The sequence below is a fragment of the Arthrobacter sp. TJ-236 genome (assembly GCF_058269235.1).
In genome coordinates, this window is sequence record NZ_JBZCNI010000001.1 from 336114 (window position 1) to 353211 (window position 17098).

A 17098-nucleotide genomic window follows, 5' to 3' on the forward strand; every position below is an offset into this window, starting at 1 on the left:
CTTGTCAACCGAGCCAGAATCCACGACGAGCCGGCGGAGCGTCCTCATCACCGGCGGCAACCGGGGAATCGGACTCGCCATCGCCAGGGCATTCGTAGCCGAAGGCCACAAGGTTGCCATCACCTACCGAAGCGGTGAAGTTCCGGAGGGCATGCTCGGGGTGAAGGCGGACGTCACCAGCGAGGAGCAGCTCGACGCCGCGTTCACGCTGGTCGAAGCGGAGCACGGTCCGGTGGAGGTGCTCGTCGCCAACGCCGGTATCACGCGCGACACCCTGCTGATGCGCATGACGGAGAGCGATTTCACCGACGTCATCGACACCAACCTGACGGGCGCGTTCCGCGTGGTGAAGCGCGCCTCACGCGGCATGATCCGCTCGCGCTTCGGCCGTGTGATCCTCGTCTCGAGCGTCACGGGTCTCTACGGTGCGCCCGGCCAGATCAACTACTCCGCGTCCAAGGCGGGGCTCGTGGGGATCGCCCGCTCGCTGACCCGCGAGCTCGGCTCGCGAGGCATCACCGCGAATGTCGTGGCGCCCGGCTTCATCGACACCGACATGACCGCGGAGCTGCCCGAGGACACGCGGAAGAGCTATCTCGCCACCATCCCCGCGGGCCGCTTCGCGAGCCCGGAGGAAGTGGCCGGGGTGGTGACCTGGCTGGCCGGGGACGCCGCGGCGTACATCTCGGGTGCCGTCATCCCGGTCGACGGCGGACTCGGCATGGGTCACTGACGCGCACCGGAAGCGTCCCAAGCACCAGAACAGCCACCAGAGCAGCCGGCAGAGTAGCCGGCGATCGTCCGGAGCCGTCCGCAGCACCCCGTCCTACAGCGGCCCACCCATCAGAAGGAGCATCATGACCACTCTCGAGGGCACCACCGCCATCGTCACCGGTTCGTCCCGCGGCATCGGCGCCGACGTCGCGCAGCAGCTCGCGGCGGCGGGCGCCGCCGTCGTCGTCAACTACCGCCAGAAGGCGCCGCGCGCCACGAAGGTGGTCTCGGCCATCGAGGCCGCCGGCGGACGGGCCGTAGCGGTCGGCGCGGACCTGACCACGCCGGAGGGGCCCGCCGCACTCGTCGACGCCGCCGTGTCGAACTTCGGTGGTCTGAATCTGCTGGTGCTCAACGCGTCCGGCGGGATGGAGACGTCCATGGGCGAGGACTACGCGCTGCGCCTCAACCGCGACGCGCAGGTCGCGATGCTGGCAGCCGCTGCCGACGTGATGCCGTCCGGTTCACGCGTCGTGTTCATCACGAGCCATCAGGCGCACTTCATCGAGAAGGTGGAGACGATGGACGCGTACGAGCCGGTGGCCCGCAGCAAGCGCGCGGGCGAGGACGCCCTCCGCGCACTCATCCCCGCCCTGGACGCCAAGGGGATCACGCTCGTCGTCGTCTCGGGCGACATGATCGAGGGGACGGTCACCGCCACCCTCCTCGACCGCGCGACCCCCGGCGCCATCGAGGCACGCCGTCAGGAAGCCGGACGCCTCTACTCCGTCAGCGAGTTCGCCACGGAGATCGTCCGCATGGTCACCGCCGACGTGCCCAGCGGGCACACGGAGTACGTCGGAGGGGCCGAGGACTTCCTCGCGAAGAGCTGACGCGAGCCGCGCGGTCCGGATGAGACCGATGTGGACCAGACCGGCATGTGTCGGCCTGCGAGGCTCGGCGGCCGGAATCCGGCCGCCGCTCGGCGGCATCCAGCGAGTGTCGGAGGCCGGTGGGCGTCGAAGCCCGGTAGGTGTCAGAGTCCCGCGAGATGGCGGACGACGTCGAGGTCAGGCAGATCGAGCGCGGCATCCGCGACGTCCCGCAGCGCGGGTTTGGCGTTGAAGGCGACGCCGAGGCCCGCCGCCCGGATCATGTCGAGGTCGTTGGCGCCGTCGCCCACCGCCACGACCGCTTCCAGTGGCACGCCGTACTGCTCGGCTTCCGCGCGGAGCACGCGGGCCTTCTCCGCGCGGTCGACGATCGGTCCGGTCACGCGTCCGGTGAGGACGCCCCGCTCGATCTCCAGCTCGTTGGCCCGCGCGAAGTCGAGCCCGAGGCGCGCGGCGAGGGGCGCCAGGACCTGCGTGAAGCCGCCCGAGACCACCCCCACCCTGTGTCCGCCGGCATGGAAGGCCCGGATCAGCTGCTCGGCGCCGTCGCTCAGAATCAGCCGTTCCACCACCTCGTCGATGACGGTGACCGGGAGCCCTGCGAGTGCGCGGACACGCTGGTGCAGTGACTGCGCGAAGTCGAGCTCGCCCCGCATGGCCGCCTCCGTGACCGCCGCGACCTCGGCCTCGCGGCCCGCATGGGCCGCGAGCAGTTCGATGACCTCCTGGCGGATCAGCGTGGAGTCGACGTCCATGATCAGCATCCTGGGGCCGGGGGAGTACACGGCGGCGGGCACGAACGCGGCTCCGACGCCGTCGGCCGCCGACCACGTCCGCAGGGCCTCGCTGACCCGGGGCACAGCGGAATCGGCCGGAAGGACCACGTCGAGGGTGAGCACCGCGTACGCGGCGGCCCCGGACGCACCAGTGGCCGTGACGTCGACACCCGCGTTCCGGAGCGTCGCGGCGAGTTCCTCGCCGACGGCATCGCCGATCACGGGCGCGTACGCCACCACACGGGCCTGGACCGGCATGGCACACTCCTGTCCGCGCCGTCACCGGCACCGTCTTCCGCGGAGGCCTCCGGTTTCGCCACGGGGCCGATCCTTAGCCTAGTGTCTAGGACCATGAGCGACGTTCTGGAACTGGCGGGAGTCAGCCTCGTGAGGGGTGGCAAGACCATCCTCGAGGGCATCGACTGGCAGGTCGGCGAGGGCGAGCGCTGGGTGGTCATGGGCCCCAACGGAGCCGGCAAGACCACCCTGCTCCAGCTCGCTGGAGCCCGCCTGCACCCCACCACCGGCGTCGTCGGGATCCTCGACGAGGTCATGGGCGCGGTGGACGTCTTCGAGCTCAGGCCCCGGATCGGGCTCGCGTCCGCGGCGCTGGCAGCCCAGGTCCCCGAGCACGAGACCGTGCTGAACGTCGTGGTCACGGCCGCCTACGGGGTGACCGGGCGGTGGCGGGAGCAGTACGAGCGCCTCGACGAGCGCCGCGCGTTCCGCCTGCTCGACACGTGGGGCATGTCCCGCTTCATGAACCGGCCGTTCGGCTCCCTGAGCGAGGGCGAGCGCAAGCGCGTGCAGATCGCCCGCGCCCTCATGGCCGATCCCGAACTCCTCCTGCTCGACGAACCCGCGGCCGGGTTGGACCTCGCGGGCCGCGAGGACCTGGTGCGCCGGCTGACGGATCTGGCACACGACGGGACCGCGCCCGCCATGGTGCTCGTGACGCACCACCTCGAGGAGGTGCCTCCCGGCTTCACCCACGCGCTCCTGCTGCGCGACGGCGTGGTGGTCTCCGCCGGTCCGATCGCCGGGGTGCTCACCGAGGAGAACCTCGGTGCCGCCTTCGGGCTGGACCTGCGCGTCACCGTCGAGGCCGGCCGGTACAGCGCGGTCGCGAAGGCCTGACGGCCCCGCCCTGATCGATCCGGCCCCACCCATGCCCCTCATCGACGTCGGCACGCCCGACGACCCGCGGCTGTCGGACTACCGCGATCTCACGGACGTGCAGCTCCGCCTCGTCCGGGAGCCCGCCGAGGGCCTCTACATCGCGGAGAGTTCCAAGGTGCTGCGCCGGGCCATCGACGCCGGTCACGTGCCGCGGTCCTTCCTGCTGGCGCCCAAGTGGCTCCCCGAGCTCGGCGACGTGCTGGAGCGGTTCCCCGCAATCCCGGCGTTCGTGGCGTCCGAGCCCACACTCGAGGCCCTCACCGGGTTCCACCTGCACAGGGGAGCCATGGCCGCGATGCACCGGCCCGGACCCCTGCCGCTCGAGCAGGTGCTCTCGGGGGCCCGCCGTATCGCCGTCGTCGAGGACATGGTGGACCATACGAACCTCGGAGCACTCTTCCGGTCAGCCGCCGCCCTCGGCGTGGACGCCGTCCTGGTCAGTCCCCGCAGCGCCGACCCGCTCTACCGCCGGGCCGTGCGCGTGAGCATGGGATCGGTGTTCCAGGTGCCGTGGGTGAGGCTCACCTCCTGGCCGGCGGACCTCGCCGCGGTCCGCGACGCCGGGTTCGTGCTCGCCGCGCTGGCACTGACGCCCGACGCCGTCCCGCTCGACGACCTCTCCGCGAGGATGCCGGAACGCCTCGCTCTCCTGCTCGGCACGGAGGGGAACGGGCTGTCCGCCGCCGCGCTCGACGCCGCCGACCTCGCCGTCGTCATCCCCATGAGCCCCGACGTCGACTCGCTCAACGTGGCGGCTGCCGCGGCCGTCGCGTTCTGGGAGTGCCGCCGACGGGGCGACGGAGCCGGCGGCGCTCCCTCCCTTTAGCCTCACGTTCCCCGCTGCGCTAGTATGGACAGCTGGCGCTGACGCCGAGCCCACACCCGTGCCTGGCAAAATCCAGGCAACCAGAGAAGGTAGTCCCGTGAAGTCTGATATCCACCCCAAGTACCAGTCCGTCGTGTTCCGCGACCTGGCCTCCGACAAGGCGTTCCTGACCCGCTCCACGGTCGGCTCCGCCAAGACCATCGAGTGGGAGGACGGCAACACCTACCCCCTCATCGAGGTCGAGATCTCCTCGGAGTCCCACCCGTTCTACACCGGCAAGCAGCGCATCATGGACTCCGCCGGTCGCGTCGAGCGCTTCAACGCCCGCTTCAAGGGCTTCGGCGCCAAGAAGTAGCACCAGCTCCCCGAGAGCCGAGGACCAACGGCGACCACGCCACGAAGTCCACGAGGAAGAGCCACGCCGGTCCGGCGTGGCTCTTCCTGTCTCCGACGGGGAACAATCGTGGATCGGCTCCGGACCGCCGCGCACGGAGGACCGGCGCACGGCACCTTGAAAGACCAGCACGCGGAGCCCGCCCAGGGGGCGGGGGAGGAGAGCACCATGACCACGGCACCTGACGGCGAGCGGTACCACGGCGAGTTCAAGACCCCGGGCGGCAAGCTCACCGCCGTCGATCTCACGGTCCGGGCGGGGCGCCTGGCCGACGTCTCGGTGAACGGCGACTTCTTCCTGGAGCCGGACGAGGCACTCCTGGACATCAACGCGGCCCTCGAGGGTCTCCCCGCGGACACGCCCCCCGGCGCTCTGGCGGCGGCGGTCACGGACCGACTGGACCGCTCCGCCGTCCTGTTCGGGTTCTCCGCCGCCGCCGTGGCGACCGCGGTCCGCAGGGCACTCGGCCGCGCCTCCGGCTTCGCCGACCACCAGTGGGAGATCATCCCGCCCACCCCGCTCTCCTCGGCGATGCACGTGGCGCTCGACGAGGTCCTCACGCAGGACGTCGGGAGCGGTGCGCGGAACCCCACCCTCCGGTTCTGGGAGTGGCAGTCCCCGTCCGTGGTGATCGGGAGCTTCCAGTCGATGCGGAACGAGGTGGACCCCGAGGGCGTGGAGCGCCACGGTGTCACGGTGGTCCGGCGGATCAGCGGGGGTGGCGCCATGTTCATGGAGCACGGGAACGCCATCACCTACTCCCTCTACGTGCCGCAGTCGCTCGTGGACGGCCTCAGCTTCGCGGAGTCCTACCCCTTCCTCGACGCCTGGGTCATGGAGGCACTCGAGAAGCTGGGGATCACCGCCTGGTACCAGCCGCTCAACGACATCGCCACGGACGTCGGCAAGATCGGTGGCGCTGCCCAGAAACGGCTGGCCAACGGCGGCATGCTGCACCACGTGACCATGAGCTACGACATCGACGCCGACAAGATGCTCGCGGTCCTGCGCATCGGCAAGGAGAAGATGTCCGACAAGGGGACCAGGAGCGCCAAGAAGCGCGTGGACCCGCTCCGACGCCAGACCGGCCGCACGCGCGAGGAGATCATCGGCGTCATGACCGAGACGTTCCGGCAGCGCTACGGCGCCGTGGACTCCGTGATCACCGAGGACGAGCTGCGCCGTGCGGAGGACCTGGTGGAGCGCAAGTTCGGCACCGACGCCTGGCTCCACCGGGTTCCCTGACAGCTCGCCCGACCGGCGGAGTGGCCGCGGTCCGGCGAGTCACGACCGTCAGCGCAAATCTGCGGCCTGGGCCCTGAGTGACCTGAGCAGGTGGTCACGTTCCTCGATCACGATCCTGCGCAGTGCAGCCGGCGCGTCCGTGTTGTCCTCCAGCCAGGTGTCCGTGCGGACGACGGTCCGGTGGTGCGCGGGGTCCGGCGTGGCTGCGGCGTCAGCGCAGTCCACGGCGTCGTCCGCCGGCTCGTCGGCGAGGTCCTGGTGTCCCGGGTACAGTCCGCGGACGATCCTGCTCGCCATCTCGATGCCGCGGGTCTCCCAGACCTCGCGGAGCATGTCGAAGTAGGGCTCCTCGTACGCCCCGATGAGGTCCTGGGGGCCCAGCATGAATCCCTCGATCGCCGCGCTGAGGAGATCGTTGGAGAGCCGGTCGCCGTGGACCGCCTCCTCCCACGTCGCCTTCTTGATCGCCGCGTCCGGGATGGCCGCCGATGCCAGGGCGAACCCCACCCGGCCGCTCGCCGTCGCGTCCGCGGACCGCTCGGCCTCGAGCTCACGCGGCAGGACGCGCTGCTGAGCTGCGAGCCCCTGCAGGAGCAGCCAGCGCAGATCGGCGTCGAGTGCGAGCCCGTCGAACCGCTCCTCGCCGTCGAGAACCGCCCGGGCCAGCTCCGCTGCGCGCAGCGAACTCCTCGCCGTGCGCGCGAGCGCCCGCGCCCAGGCGAGCTGCAGGTCCGAACCGGCCTCGGCGCCACGGAGGCCGTCCACCAGGACATCCGTGGTCCTGTCGCGCAGCGCAGGTCGCTGGGCGGCGGGGGCGAAGTACTCGACGGCGGTGCCGAGGTTCGCGAGGAGGACCTGCAGCACGCCGACGCCCGTCTCGGCGGGAGCGGCGAGCACGACGGCGTCGAGGTACGAGGAAACGGGCAGGCGCGCGTCCCGCGTGCTCGACCAGAGGGCCGTCAGGCACGTCGCCCTGGCCAGGGGGTCCTGCAGCCTGTCGATGGAGCCGAGCAGTGTCGCGAGCGAGCGCTCGTCGAAGACCAGCCGGGCGTAGGTGAGGTCGTCGTCGTTCACGAGCAGCAGGTCCGGCTGCGCCACACCGACGAGCGTCGGGACCTCCGTCCGTGCACCCGTGATGGTGACGGGTTCGGAGCGGGTCCGCACGAGTGCGCCGTGGTCGTCGAACGAGTAGAGACCGAGACGCACGCGGTGCGGGCGCGGCTCGTCGACCCCGGTCACAGGATCGAGGGCGTCCTGCACCAGCGTCAGGCGTATGTACCGACCGTCGTCGCCCGTGACGGAGTCCACCCCGAGGGACGGGACGCCGGAGGTCTGCAGCCAGGAGCGCGACCATCCCGCGAGGTCCTGTCCGGTGGACACGGTGAGCACGTCGAGCAGATCGGCCAGCGTCGTGTTCCCGTACTCGTGCTTGCGGAAGTACTGCCGTGCGGCGTCGGTGAACGCCTCCCGGCCCACGAACGCGACCAACTGCTTGAGCACCGAGGCGCCCTTCGCGTAGGTGATGCCGTCGAAGTTCTGCTTCGCGGCCTCGAGGTCGGGGATGTCGGCGACGATCGGGTGCGTCGTCGGGAGCTGGTCCTGGACGTAGGCCCAGGATTTCCGCCGGTTCGCGAAGCTGACCCAGGACGTCGTCCACCGGGTGGCTTCCGCCACGGCGAGGGCGCCCATGTAGTCGGCGAACGACTCCTTGAGCCAGAGGTCGTCCCACCATCGCATGGTCACGAGGTCCCCGAACCACATGTGCGCCATCTCGTGCATGATCGTGTTCGCGCGGGCCTCGCGCTGCGCCTCCGTGGCGGCGGAGCGGAACACGTAGTTCTCCGTGAACGTCACGAGCCCCGGGTTCTCCATGGCGCCGAGGTTGTACTCGGGAACGAACGCCTGGTCGTACTTCCCGAAAGGGTAGGGGTAGTCGAAGAGCTCGTGGAAGAAGTCCAGGCCGCGCTTCGTGGTGTCGAAGATCTCCGGAGCATCGAAGCTGGGTGCGAGCGATCGGCGGCAGTAGAGGGCGAGGGGTACTTCGAGTCCGGCGGCCGCCCCCGAGGTACCGCTCCAGGTGTCCGTCTCACGGTGGTACGGCCCGGCGAGCACGGTGGTGATGTAGGTGGAGATGCGACGGGTGGGCTCGAAGGACCAGCGCCTGGTCCCGTCCGGGAGGACGACGACGTCCTGCTCGGCGCCGTTGGACGCCACGGTCCAGGCGTCGGGCGCCGTGACGGTCATGGCGAAGGACGCCTTGAGGTCGGGCTGCTCGACGTTCGCGAAGACCCGGCGCGCATCGGCGGGCTCGTACTGCGTGTACAGGTAGGTCTCCCCGTCCGCCGGGTCCACGAAGCGGTGAAGGCCCTCACCGCTGGTGCTGTAGTAGGCCTCGGCGGTGACCGTGACGGTGTTGTGCGCGGCGAGGTCGTGGAGCAGGATGCGTGCACCGTCCCGCACCGCCTCCACGTCGAGGGCCCTCCCGTTGAGCTGGACGGCCTCGACGTCACCGATGAAGTCGAGGAACGTCGAGGCGCCGGGCTGACGGCACGTGAACTCGATGGTGGTGGTACTCGTGTAGGTCCGGCGCGCGGTGTCCGCCGCCCCTGAGACGTCGAGGTGGATGGCGTAGGTCTCGGTGGTGAGGAGGGCGGAACGGGCCGCCGCCTCGTCCCGGCGCAGGTTCTCGTTCTCCATCCGGTCATTCAATCACGCACCCTCCGGCCCGTGTTTCGGGCGTGTTAACGCTGCGTCCGGGGCCGCCCCGCCGGTGCGTGCCGCTGTGTTCCGGGGGGCGATCCGTGGCACTGTTGACCCATGTCCGAGCTCTTCGCTGACTACGCAGCCGCCGCCCGCAGGACGCCCGCCTTCGACGAGATGTTCGGGGCCGGGCAGGTACCGCGCACCGAGTACGGTCAGGTCGCGGCGGCGCTGGACGAACTCAACCTCGCAGACGTCACGGCCCGCGCCGACTCCATGGCCCGCACGTTCCTCGACCGCGGGGTGACCTTCGACTTCGCGGGGGAGGAGCGTCCCTTCCCGCTGGACATCGTCCCCCGGGTCATCGCCGGCGAGGACTGGGACGTGCTCGAGCGCGGCGTCGCCCAGCGCGTCCGGGCGCTCGAGGCCTTCCTCGACGACGTCTACGACAAGATGGCGGTCGTCTCCGACGGCGTGATCCCGCGCCGCCTCATCACCTCGAGCGCGCACTTCCACCGCGAGGTGTCGGGGTTCGCCCCCGCGGGCGGTGTCCGCGTGCACATCTCCGGGATCGACGTCGTCCGTGACCAGCAGGGCACCTTCCGCGTGCTGGAGGACAACGTCCGGGTCCCGAGCGGCGTGAGCTACGTGCTCGAGAACCGCCGCGCCATGGCCAAGGGCCTGCCGGAAGCCTTCGGTCAGCAGCACATCCGCCCGGTGGAGGAGTACCCGCGCCGCCTGCTCGCCGCACTCCGGAGGACGGCGCCTCCCGGTGTCGAGGAACCCACGATCGTCGTGCTCACGCCCGGCGTCTTCAACTCCGCCTACTTCGAACACACCCTGCTCGCCGGGCTCATGGGCGTGGAACTCGTCGAGGGCCGCGACCTCATCTGCCGCGGCAACCGCGTGTACATGCGGACGACGGCGGGCGAGCAGCGCGTCGACGTCATCTACAAGCGCATCGACGACGAGTTCCTCGACCCGCTGCAGTTCCGTGCGGACTCCGTGCTCGGCTGCCCGGGGATCGTCAACGCGGCCCGTGCCGGCATGGTGACCATCGCGAACGCCGTCGGGAACGGCGTGGCCGACGACAAGCTCGTCTACACGTACGTGCCGGACCTCATCAGGTACTACCTCGGCGAGGACCCGATCATCGCGAACGTGGACACGTACCGCCTCGAGGACGCCCCGGCGCGCGAGGAGGTGCTGGACCGGCTCGACGAACTCGTGGTCAAACCCGTGGACGGCTCGGGTGGCAAGGGCCTCGTGATCGGCCCGGACGCCACGAGGGCCGAGCTCGACACGCTGCGGGCGAAGGTCCTTGAGGACCCGCGCGGCTGGATCGCGCAGCCGGTCCTCCAGCTCTCCACCGTCCCCACGATGTCCGGCGGCCAGTTCAGCCCGCGCCACGTGGACCTGCGGCCCTTCGCGGTGAACGACGGCGAGGACGTGTGGGTGCTGCCGGGCGGCCTCACGCGCGTGGCCATGAAGGAGGGCTCGCTGATCGTGAACTCGAGCCAGGGCGGCGGTTCGAAGGACACCTGGGTGGTGGACGGCGAGGTCCGCAGCCAGGCGAGCGACGCCGCGCGGGAGCGCCCCACCGTGACGGTCAGGGAACGCACGAGCGTCTGGCCGATCGAGACCAACTGGCAGGACAAGCAGTCGGAGCAGCAGCAGCAATGACCGCGCTCGCACCCCTGACATACGAGAAGAGGCCCCATGCTCAGTCGCATCGCTGAGTCCCTGTTCTGGATCGGCCGCTACGTGGAGCGCGCCGACGGCACCGCCCGCATCCTCGACGTGCACCTCGAGCGGCTCAACCAGATGCCGCTGCAGCAGCAGCGCGACACGTCCCGGCAGCTCCTCGGGGTGATGGGCAACCGGCCCGAGGAGGAGGACACCGACCTCTCGGACCTCATGCAGGCGCTGGCCTACGACCGCTCGAGTGCCACGTCCATAGCCGGCGCGCTCGGAGCGGCCCGGGAGAACGCACGGCGCGCACGGGAGACGGTGTCCAGCAGCGTCTGGGAGAGCCTCAACACCACCTGGTACGGGCTCACGCAGCACCGCAAGGACGTCGTGGGGACCTACCGCTTCTGCCACTGGGTCGTGGAGCGCACCGCGATGGTGCGGGGACTCTCCGACACCACCATGAGCCACGACGAGTCCTGGCAGTTCCTGGTCCTCGGGCGCAGCCTTGAGCGCGCCGACATGACCGCGCGCATGCTCTCGACGCACGACGTCCACGCCGCCGGCCTGTCCTGGGTCAACATGCTCCGATGCGCGGGCGCCTACGAGTCCTTCCTGCGGACGCGCCGCGCGTCCTTCGGCGACCAGCAGGCCGCGGAGTTCCTGCTGCTGGACCGCCTGTTCCCGCGCTCCATCGTCTACGCCCTGAGCGACGCCGAGAAGTGCCTCACGCAGTTGAACCCGGCCTACCAGCGCGTCGGCTTCATCAACGACGCCACGCGCATCGTGGGGCAGGCCCGGACCTTCCTCGAGTTCCACCAGACCCAGGACCTGATGTCCGAGCTCCCGGAGCACATGGAGCGCATCCAGAAGGCGTGTGCCCGGGCGTCCGACGCCGTCTCACGCACGTACTTTTCCCAGGCGGACGAGCTGTCCTGGGTGGGAGAGGTCTCATGACACGCCTGCTGATCGAGCACCGCACCGGTTACGACTACCCGCGGCGGGTGTCGCTGTCCTACAACGAGGCCCGCATGACGCCGTTGACGGACCCGCAACAGGTGGTGCTCGAATCCACCCTCAAGGTGAGCCCCTCGAGCGCGGCGGTCTCGGCGTACCGCGACTACTGGGGTACCCGCGTCACGGCGTTCGACGTCCACGTACCGCACGAGCACCTCGAGGTCACGGCGATCTCCACCGTCGAGGTCAGCCGGACCGAGAGGATCCCCGCCGAGGGCGGCATCCTCTCCTGGGAGGCTCTTGCGGCGCCCGCGCTGACCGACGACTTCGCGGACTGGCTGACCCAGACGGCGCTCAGCGAGCCGGGGGAGGAGGTGCGCACGCTGGTCGCCGGGCTCGCCGAGGGCGTCAGCCCCCACGAGGCCGCCCGCGCGGTGTTCGCCTGGCTGCGGAGCGAGATGGACTACGTCCAGGGCGCCACCGGGGTGCAGACCAACGCGCAGGACGCCTGGCGGGAGCGGAAGGGCGTGTGTCAGGACCTCGCGCACGTGGCCATCGGTGCCCTCCGGAGCCTCGGTATCCCCGCCCGCTACATCTCGGGCTACCTCCACCCCCGCCGTGCGGCGGAGATCGGCGAGACGGTCGCCGGTCAGTCACACGCCTGGGTGGAGTGGTACGACGGCGAGTGGCGGGGGTGGGACCCGACGAACAGCGGTCCGGTCAGCGACTTCCACGTGTCCGTGGCCCGGGGGCGCGACTACCGCGACGTGTCGCCGCTGAAGGGCATCCTGTCCGGAGGGGGCGGCTCGATCCTCAACGTGACGGTGGCCATCACGCGCGTCGCCTGAACTGCCATGCGTCCGGTGCGCCGACCGAGGGCGGCGCACCGGACGTCGAGCAGGGTCAGGGCGACGGGACCGACTGACCCTTGCTGACGATCGTGAGGCCGGAGTCGGTGACGGAGAAGCCACGGCTGCGGTCCATGTCCTGGTCCACGCCGATGCTCGCCCCGGCCGGGATGCGCACGTTCTTGTCGATGATGGCCCGGCGTACCACGGCGCCCTTCCCCACGTTCACCTTGTCGAGCAGCACGCATCCGGTCACCTCGGCCGCCTCGTCGATGAAGACGTCGGTGGCGAGGATGGAGGTCTGCACCGCCCCTCCCGACACCACCACGCCGGCCGAGACGATGGAGTCGTGTGCCTCGCCCGAGCGGCCGGAGGCGCTCCGCACGAACTTCGCCGGGGGCGAGATGCTCTGCCGCGTGTAGATGGGCCACTGCAGGTTGTACAGATTGAACAGCGGCAGCGGCGAGATGAGATCCATGTTGGCGTCGTAGTACGAGTCCATGGTGCCGACGTCGCGCCAGTACTGGCGGTCCCGTTCGGTGGAGCCGGGGATCTCGTTCGTCGTGAAGTCGTACACGGCGGCGTCATTGCGCTCGACGAAGTAGGGGATGATGTCTCCCCCCATGTCGTGCTTGGTGTCGAGGCGGGCGGCGTCGTCCTCCAGGGCACGGATGAGCGCCTCGGTGGTGAAGACGTAGTTGCCCATGGAGGCCAGGAAGCTGTCGGGATCGTCGGGGAGACCCGGGGTGCTGGAGGGCTTCTCCACGAAGGCGGCGATCCGGCCGGGATCATCCGCGGCGGTCTCGATGACCCCGAACTGATCGACGAGGTGCATGGGCTGGCGAACCGCTGCCACGCTGACGCTGGCACCGCTGTTCACGTGCGCGTCCACCATCTGCTGGAAGTCCATGCGGTACACGTGGTCCGCGCCGATCACCACCACGATGTCCGGCTGCGCGTCGTGGATGAGGTTCAGTGACTGGTAGATGGCATTCGCGCTGCCGAGGAACCAACTCTTCCCGCGGCGCTGCTGTGCGGGGACGGACGCGATGTAGTTGCGCAACTGGGTGGACATCCGCCAGGTCTCGGAGATGTGCCGGTCGAGGCTGTGGGACTTGTACTGCGTCAGGACCACGATCTGGAGGTACCCGGAATTGACGAGGTTCGAGAGCGCGAAATCGATGAGCCGATAGCTCCCGGCGAACGGGACGGCCGGCTTGGCCCTGTCCGCGGTCAGCGGCATCAGCCGCTTGCCCTCCCCGCCGGCCAACACCACGGCCAGTACTTTCTTCGGTGCCACTTGCGACCCCCGCTCTTCCTTGAGTGTTGTGCTTCTCGTCAGTCAGTGATCGACCGAGCGTAGGTCCACACGGTCCGGGAACCGGCCCGTTTCCTTCACACTAGAGGACTCCGTGACACTGCACTACGTTGGGATGCGTGCGAGTAGACATTGTGAGCAAGGAGTTCCCGCCGGAGATCTACGGAGGGGCTGGGGTGCACGTCGCCGAGCTGAGCCGGGTGCTGGCACCGCAGGTGGACCTGCGGATCCACGCCTTCGGGTCCCCCCGCCCGGAGGACTACCACGGTGCCACGGTGCGGTCCTACGGGGTGCCGGACGGACTCGCCGACGCCAACGCCGCGGTGCAGACCCTCGGCACGGACCTGGAGATGCTGCAGGCCATGGCCGGCGCGGACCTGGTCCACTCCCACACCTGGTACGCCAACATGGCCGGCCATCTCGCCTCGCTCCTGCACGGGATCCCGCACGTGCTCAGCGCCCACAGCCTCGAACCGCTGCGCCCCTGGAAGGCCGAGCAGCTGGGCGGCGGATACGCGCTGTCCTCCTGGGTGGAGAAGACGTCCTACGAGGCGGCAGCGGCAGTCATCGCCGTCTCGGCCGGCATGCGCACGGACATCCTCCGCAGCTACCCGGACGTGGACCCGGCGAAGGTGCACGTGGTCCACAACGGCATCGACGTGACGCAGTGGACGCGCGACGAGGACGACGACGCCCTCCGCGCCCACGGCATCGACCCCGACCGCCCCAGCGTGGTGTTCGTGGGCCGGAACACCCGCCAGAAGGGTGTTCCCTATCTTCTCCGCGCGGCTGCGCTGCTGCCGGCCGACGTGCAGCTGGTCCTGTGCCTGGGCGCCGCGGACACTCCCGCCCTGGCCGCCGAGACGGACGCACTGATCTCCGACCTCCGCGAGCGCCGCGGATCCGTGATCCTCATCGAGCGCATGCTCCCGCGGCGCGAGGTCATCCAGATCCTCAGCCACGCGACGGTCTTCGCGTGCCCGTCCATCTACGAACCCCTCGGGATCGTGAACCTCGAGGCCATGGCGTGCGGCGCGGCCGTCGTCGCCTCAGCCACCGGCGGCATCCCCGAGGTCGTCGACGACGGCGTGACCGGTACGCTCGTTCCGCTCGAGCAGGTCCAGGACGGGACGGGCACACCGCTCGACGCCGAGGCGTTCGTCTCCGATTTCGCCGCGGCGCTCACCGCCCTGCTCGAGGACCCGGCGAGGGCATCGGCGATGGGCGCCGCGGGCAGGGCCCGCGCCGAGCGCCACTTCGACTGGGGTTCGATCGCCGAGACGACATTGGGTGTCTACCGCGGGGTCCTGTAGCACCCGAGACGCCGGCGCCACCGGGAACACCGGACCGTCGACCCTGCGGACCCCGCAGCGGGTCGTCAGCGCAGCGCTCGGGCCCGGGCTGCTTTCGTGGCCTTCAGGGTCGTGGTCGACGTCGCGCCACGGGGAGCTGCGGAGGCGCCTTTCTTGGACGCCTTGGCGCTCTTCGCCTCGCGGGCCAGCAGCGTCTTCTCGTCCATCGGGGCGTCACCGCTCGCACGGCGCCGCCGCATGTACTCGGCCGCCTCCTCCTGGCGTTCCCGCTCGGCGCCGCTCGCGACGGCGGACCGCAGGTGCTCCGGTCCGTACCCGAACGCGTCCACGAGATCGAGGGCGTGCGGACGGATCTTCGCGAGCAGGCGGTTGATGTAGCCGTCGAGGGTGCGGGCGCGCTGTGAGGACAGCCTCCCGTTCATCAGGAACCAGGCGAGGTCCTTCTCGATCAGGCACAGCCCGAAGAGGTCACGCAGTCGCGTGAGGACCTCGCGTGTGCCCGGGTCCTCGATCCTCGTGAGGGCGCGCGTGAACGCTTCCCACTGCAGCAGTTCGGCGTGCGCGTAGGCCACCTCGATCAGTTCGTTCTGGTGCTCGTTGAACAGCGCCGCGGCCTTCTCCTGCGACATGCCCTTCGCTCCGCGCAGCATCCCCGCGAGCTCGGCGACGCGGGTCTGCACGCGGTCGCGGAGGAGCTCCTGCTGCGTGGACTCGTCGCGCAGCGCGATCGCGGACTTCTTGCCCGAGCCGGTGTCCGCGACGGTCTGCGCAACCCGACGCAGCCCGGAACGGTGCAGCGTCCGGCCGGCGGCCTGCGACACCGCGTAGCGGGCCAGGACCCCGAAGTCGACGCCCTTGAACTCCTTGGCGTAGTCCGTCAGCAGGCGCTTGGCCACGAGCTGCAGGAGAACGGTGTTGTCACCCTCGAAGGTGACGTAGACGTCGAGATCGGCCCGGAGCGACGCGAAGCGGTTCTCGATGAGGAAGCCCTGGCCGCCGGTCGCCTCGCGGCACTCCTGCAGCGTGTCCAGCGCCAGCCAGGTGCTCAGGGGCTTGAGCGCGGCGGCGAGGGTCTCGAGGTCCTGGCGATCCTCGTCGGTGTCGTGCGCGCCGGAGAAGACGCCGTCGAACTTCTCGAGGAGTTCCTCGTGCGCGAAGGACGCCGCATAGGTGGCCGCGAGGCGCGGCAGGAGCCGCCGCTGGTGCCGCTGGTAGTCCATCAGCACCTCCTCCTTCAGGTCCGACGACGCATTGAACTGACGGCGCTCCGTCGAGTAGGTGATCGCGGCGGTGAGCGCGAGCTTGCTGGCGGCGACGGCCGCGCCGTCGAGCGAGACCCGACCCTGCACGAGCGTGCCGAGCATGGTGAAGAAGCGGCGCCCCGGCGAGGCGATGGGGGAGGAGTAGGTGCCGTCCTCCGCGACGTTCCCGTAGCGGTTCAGGAGGTGGGTGCGCGGGACGCGGACGCCCGTGAAGTGCAGGCGGCCGTTGTCGATGCCGTTCAGGCCGCCCTTCACGCCGTCGTCCTCGCCACCGATACCCGGCTTGAACGTGCCGTCCTTGTGGCGGAGCTCCACGTAGAACCCGTGGACGCCGTGGTTCACCCCGTTGGTGACCAGCTGCGCGAAGACGACGGCTGCCCGGCCGTCGATCGCGCCGTTGCCGATGTAGTCCTTCCACGCCGCACGGAAGGGCGTGTCGATGACGAACTCGTCGGTCGCGGGGTCGAAGGTGGCGGTCGTCGCGATGCTGGCGACGTCGCTGCCGTGGCCGGTCTCGGTCATGGCGAAGCAGCCGGGGATCTCCATGGACATGATGCCCGGGAGCCATGCCTCGTGGTGCTTCTCGGTGCCGAGGTGCATGACGGCGGAGCCGAACAGCCCCCACTGCACGCCGGACTTGATCTGGAGCGAGGGATCGGCCACCACGAGTTCCTCGAAGCCCGCGATGTTCCCGCCGTGGTCGTCGTCGCCGCCGAACGCCTTCGGGAACGCGCGGTGCACGGCCTTCTGCTCCACCAGGTAGTGCAGCTGGTCGAAGCAGCGGCGGCGGTGCTCGTGGTGCGTCAGACCCTCGATCTTGTGGACCTCGGGGCGTCCCGCGAGTTCGCGTGCCTGGCGGCGGACGTGGGCCCACTTCCCGAGCAGGAGCTCCCCGAGCTCGGCGGTGTCGACGGTGGCGCGCTCGTCGTCCGTGATGTCGACGGTCGCGGGGATCTGCTGGGGCCGGGAGATGGTCTGCGTCAT

At 70.1% G+C, this 17098-nt stretch carries 14 protein-coding genes; 10 read left to right on the top strand and 4 right to left on the bottom strand.

What is annotated here, in order from left to right; genetic code table 11:
* Nucleotide 1 precedes the first annotated feature (1 nt).
* Both AC4D16_RS01445 and AC4D16_RS01450 read left to right on the top strand, forming a co-directional pair.
* Nucleotides 2-733, top strand: coding sequence for a beta-ketoacyl-ACP reductase (locus AC4D16_RS01445; protein ID WP_490953689.1), 732 nt, complete (start codon nt 2-4; stop codon nt 731-733).
* Between the two features lie 124 nt (nt 734-857).
* Entirely contained in the window at nt 858-1607 is a 750-nt protein-coding gene (locus tag AC4D16_RS01450; RefSeq protein WP_490949209.1) for an SDR family oxidoreductase, read from the top strand.
* A 143-nt stretch (nt 1608-1750) separates the two neighbouring features.
* Here the strand turns inward: AC4D16_RS01450 and serB are convergent, their stop codons facing one another.
* Nucleotides 1751-2641 (bottom strand): phosphoserine phosphatase SerB, encoded by an 891-nt coding sequence (serB, locus tag AC4D16_RS01455; RefSeq protein WP_490953690.1) that lies wholly within the window; start codon nt 2639-2641, stop codon nt 1751-1753.
* Between the two features lie 93 nt (nt 2642-2734).
* Between serB and AC4D16_RS01460 the strand changes: the two genes are divergently transcribed.
* The 4 genes from AC4D16_RS01460 (at nt 2735) to lplAB (ending at nt 6027) form a co-directional block, all read left to right on the top strand.
* Nucleotides 2735-3520 carry an ABC transporter ATP-binding protein gene (locus tag AC4D16_RS01460; protein WP_490949207.1) on the top strand — a complete coding sequence of 262 codons (786 nt, stop codon included), beginning with the start codon at nt 2735-2737 and terminating at the stop codon, nt 3518-3520.
* Between the two features lie 31 nt (nt 3521-3551).
* Nucleotides 3552-4388: a TrmH family RNA methyltransferase gene (locus AC4D16_RS01465; RefSeq protein WP_490949206.1), complete on the top strand. Its 837-nt coding sequence runs from the start codon at nt 3552-3554 to the stop codon at nt 4386-4388.
* Nucleotides 4389-4485: 97 nt separating this feature from the next.
* On the top strand, nt 4486-4743 hold the full coding sequence (locus tag AC4D16_RS01470) for a type B 50S ribosomal protein L31 (protein ID WP_490949205.1): 258 nt from the start codon (nt 4486-4488) through the stop codon (nt 4741-4743).
* 207 nt (nt 4744-4950) lie between these two features.
* A complete protein-coding gene (lplAB, locus tag AC4D16_RS01475; protein ID WP_490953691.1) occupies nt 4951-6027 on the top strand; it encodes a lipoate-protein ligase LplAB in 1077 nt (358 codons plus the stop codon).
* Between the two features lie 48 nt (nt 6028-6075).
* Here the strand turns inward: lplAB and pepN are convergent, their stop codons facing one another.
* Nucleotides 6076-8724 (bottom strand): aminopeptidase N, encoded by a 2649-nt coding sequence (gene pepN, locus AC4D16_RS01480; protein WP_490953692.1) that lies wholly within the window; start codon nt 8722-8724, stop codon nt 6076-6078.
* Nucleotides 8725-8844: 120 nt separating this feature from the next.
* On the opposite strand from pepN, the gene AC4D16_RS01485 reads away from it, so the two are divergent.
* The 3 genes from AC4D16_RS01485 to AC4D16_RS01495 are packed head-to-tail and all read left to right on the top strand — an operon-like array spanning nt 8845 to nt 12221.
* Entirely contained in the window at nt 8845-10410 is a 1566-nt protein-coding gene (locus AC4D16_RS01485; RefSeq protein ID WP_490953693.1) for a circularly permuted type 2 ATP-grasp protein, read from the top strand.
* Nucleotides 10411-10446: 36 nt separating this feature from the next.
* A complete protein-coding gene (locus AC4D16_RS01490; RefSeq protein ID WP_490953694.1) occupies nt 10447-11373 on the top strand; it encodes an alpha-E domain-containing protein in 927 nt (308 codons plus the stop codon).
* Nucleotides 11370-12221: a transglutaminase family protein gene (locus AC4D16_RS01495; protein WP_490953695.1), complete on the top strand. Its 852-nt coding sequence runs from the start codon at nt 11370-11372 to the stop codon at nt 12219-12221. The genes AC4D16_RS01490 and AC4D16_RS01495 overlap by 4 nt, the downstream gene beginning before the upstream one ends.
* 55 nt (nt 12222-12276) lie before the next feature.
* Here the strand turns inward: AC4D16_RS01495 and glgC are convergent, their stop codons facing one another.
* Nucleotides 12277-13521 carry a glucose-1-phosphate adenylyltransferase gene (gene glgC / locus AC4D16_RS01500; protein WP_490953696.1) on the bottom strand — a complete coding sequence of 415 codons (1245 nt, stop codon included), beginning with the start codon at nt 13519-13521 and terminating at the stop codon, nt 12277-12279.
* A 137-nt stretch (nt 13522-13658) separates the two neighbouring features.
* On the opposite strand from glgC, the gene glgA reads away from it, so the two are divergent.
* On the top strand, nt 13659-14852 hold the full coding sequence (gene glgA, locus AC4D16_RS01505; RefSeq protein ID WP_490953697.1) for a glycogen synthase: 1194 nt from the start codon (nt 13659-13661) through the stop codon (nt 14850-14852).
* Between the two features lie 65 nt (nt 14853-14917).
* Here the strand turns inward: glgA and AC4D16_RS01510 are convergent, their stop codons facing one another.
* Nucleotides 14918-17098 (bottom strand): acyl-CoA dehydrogenase family protein, encoded by a 2181-nt coding sequence (locus AC4D16_RS01510; RefSeq protein WP_490953698.1) that lies wholly within the window; start codon nt 17096-17098, stop codon nt 14918-14920.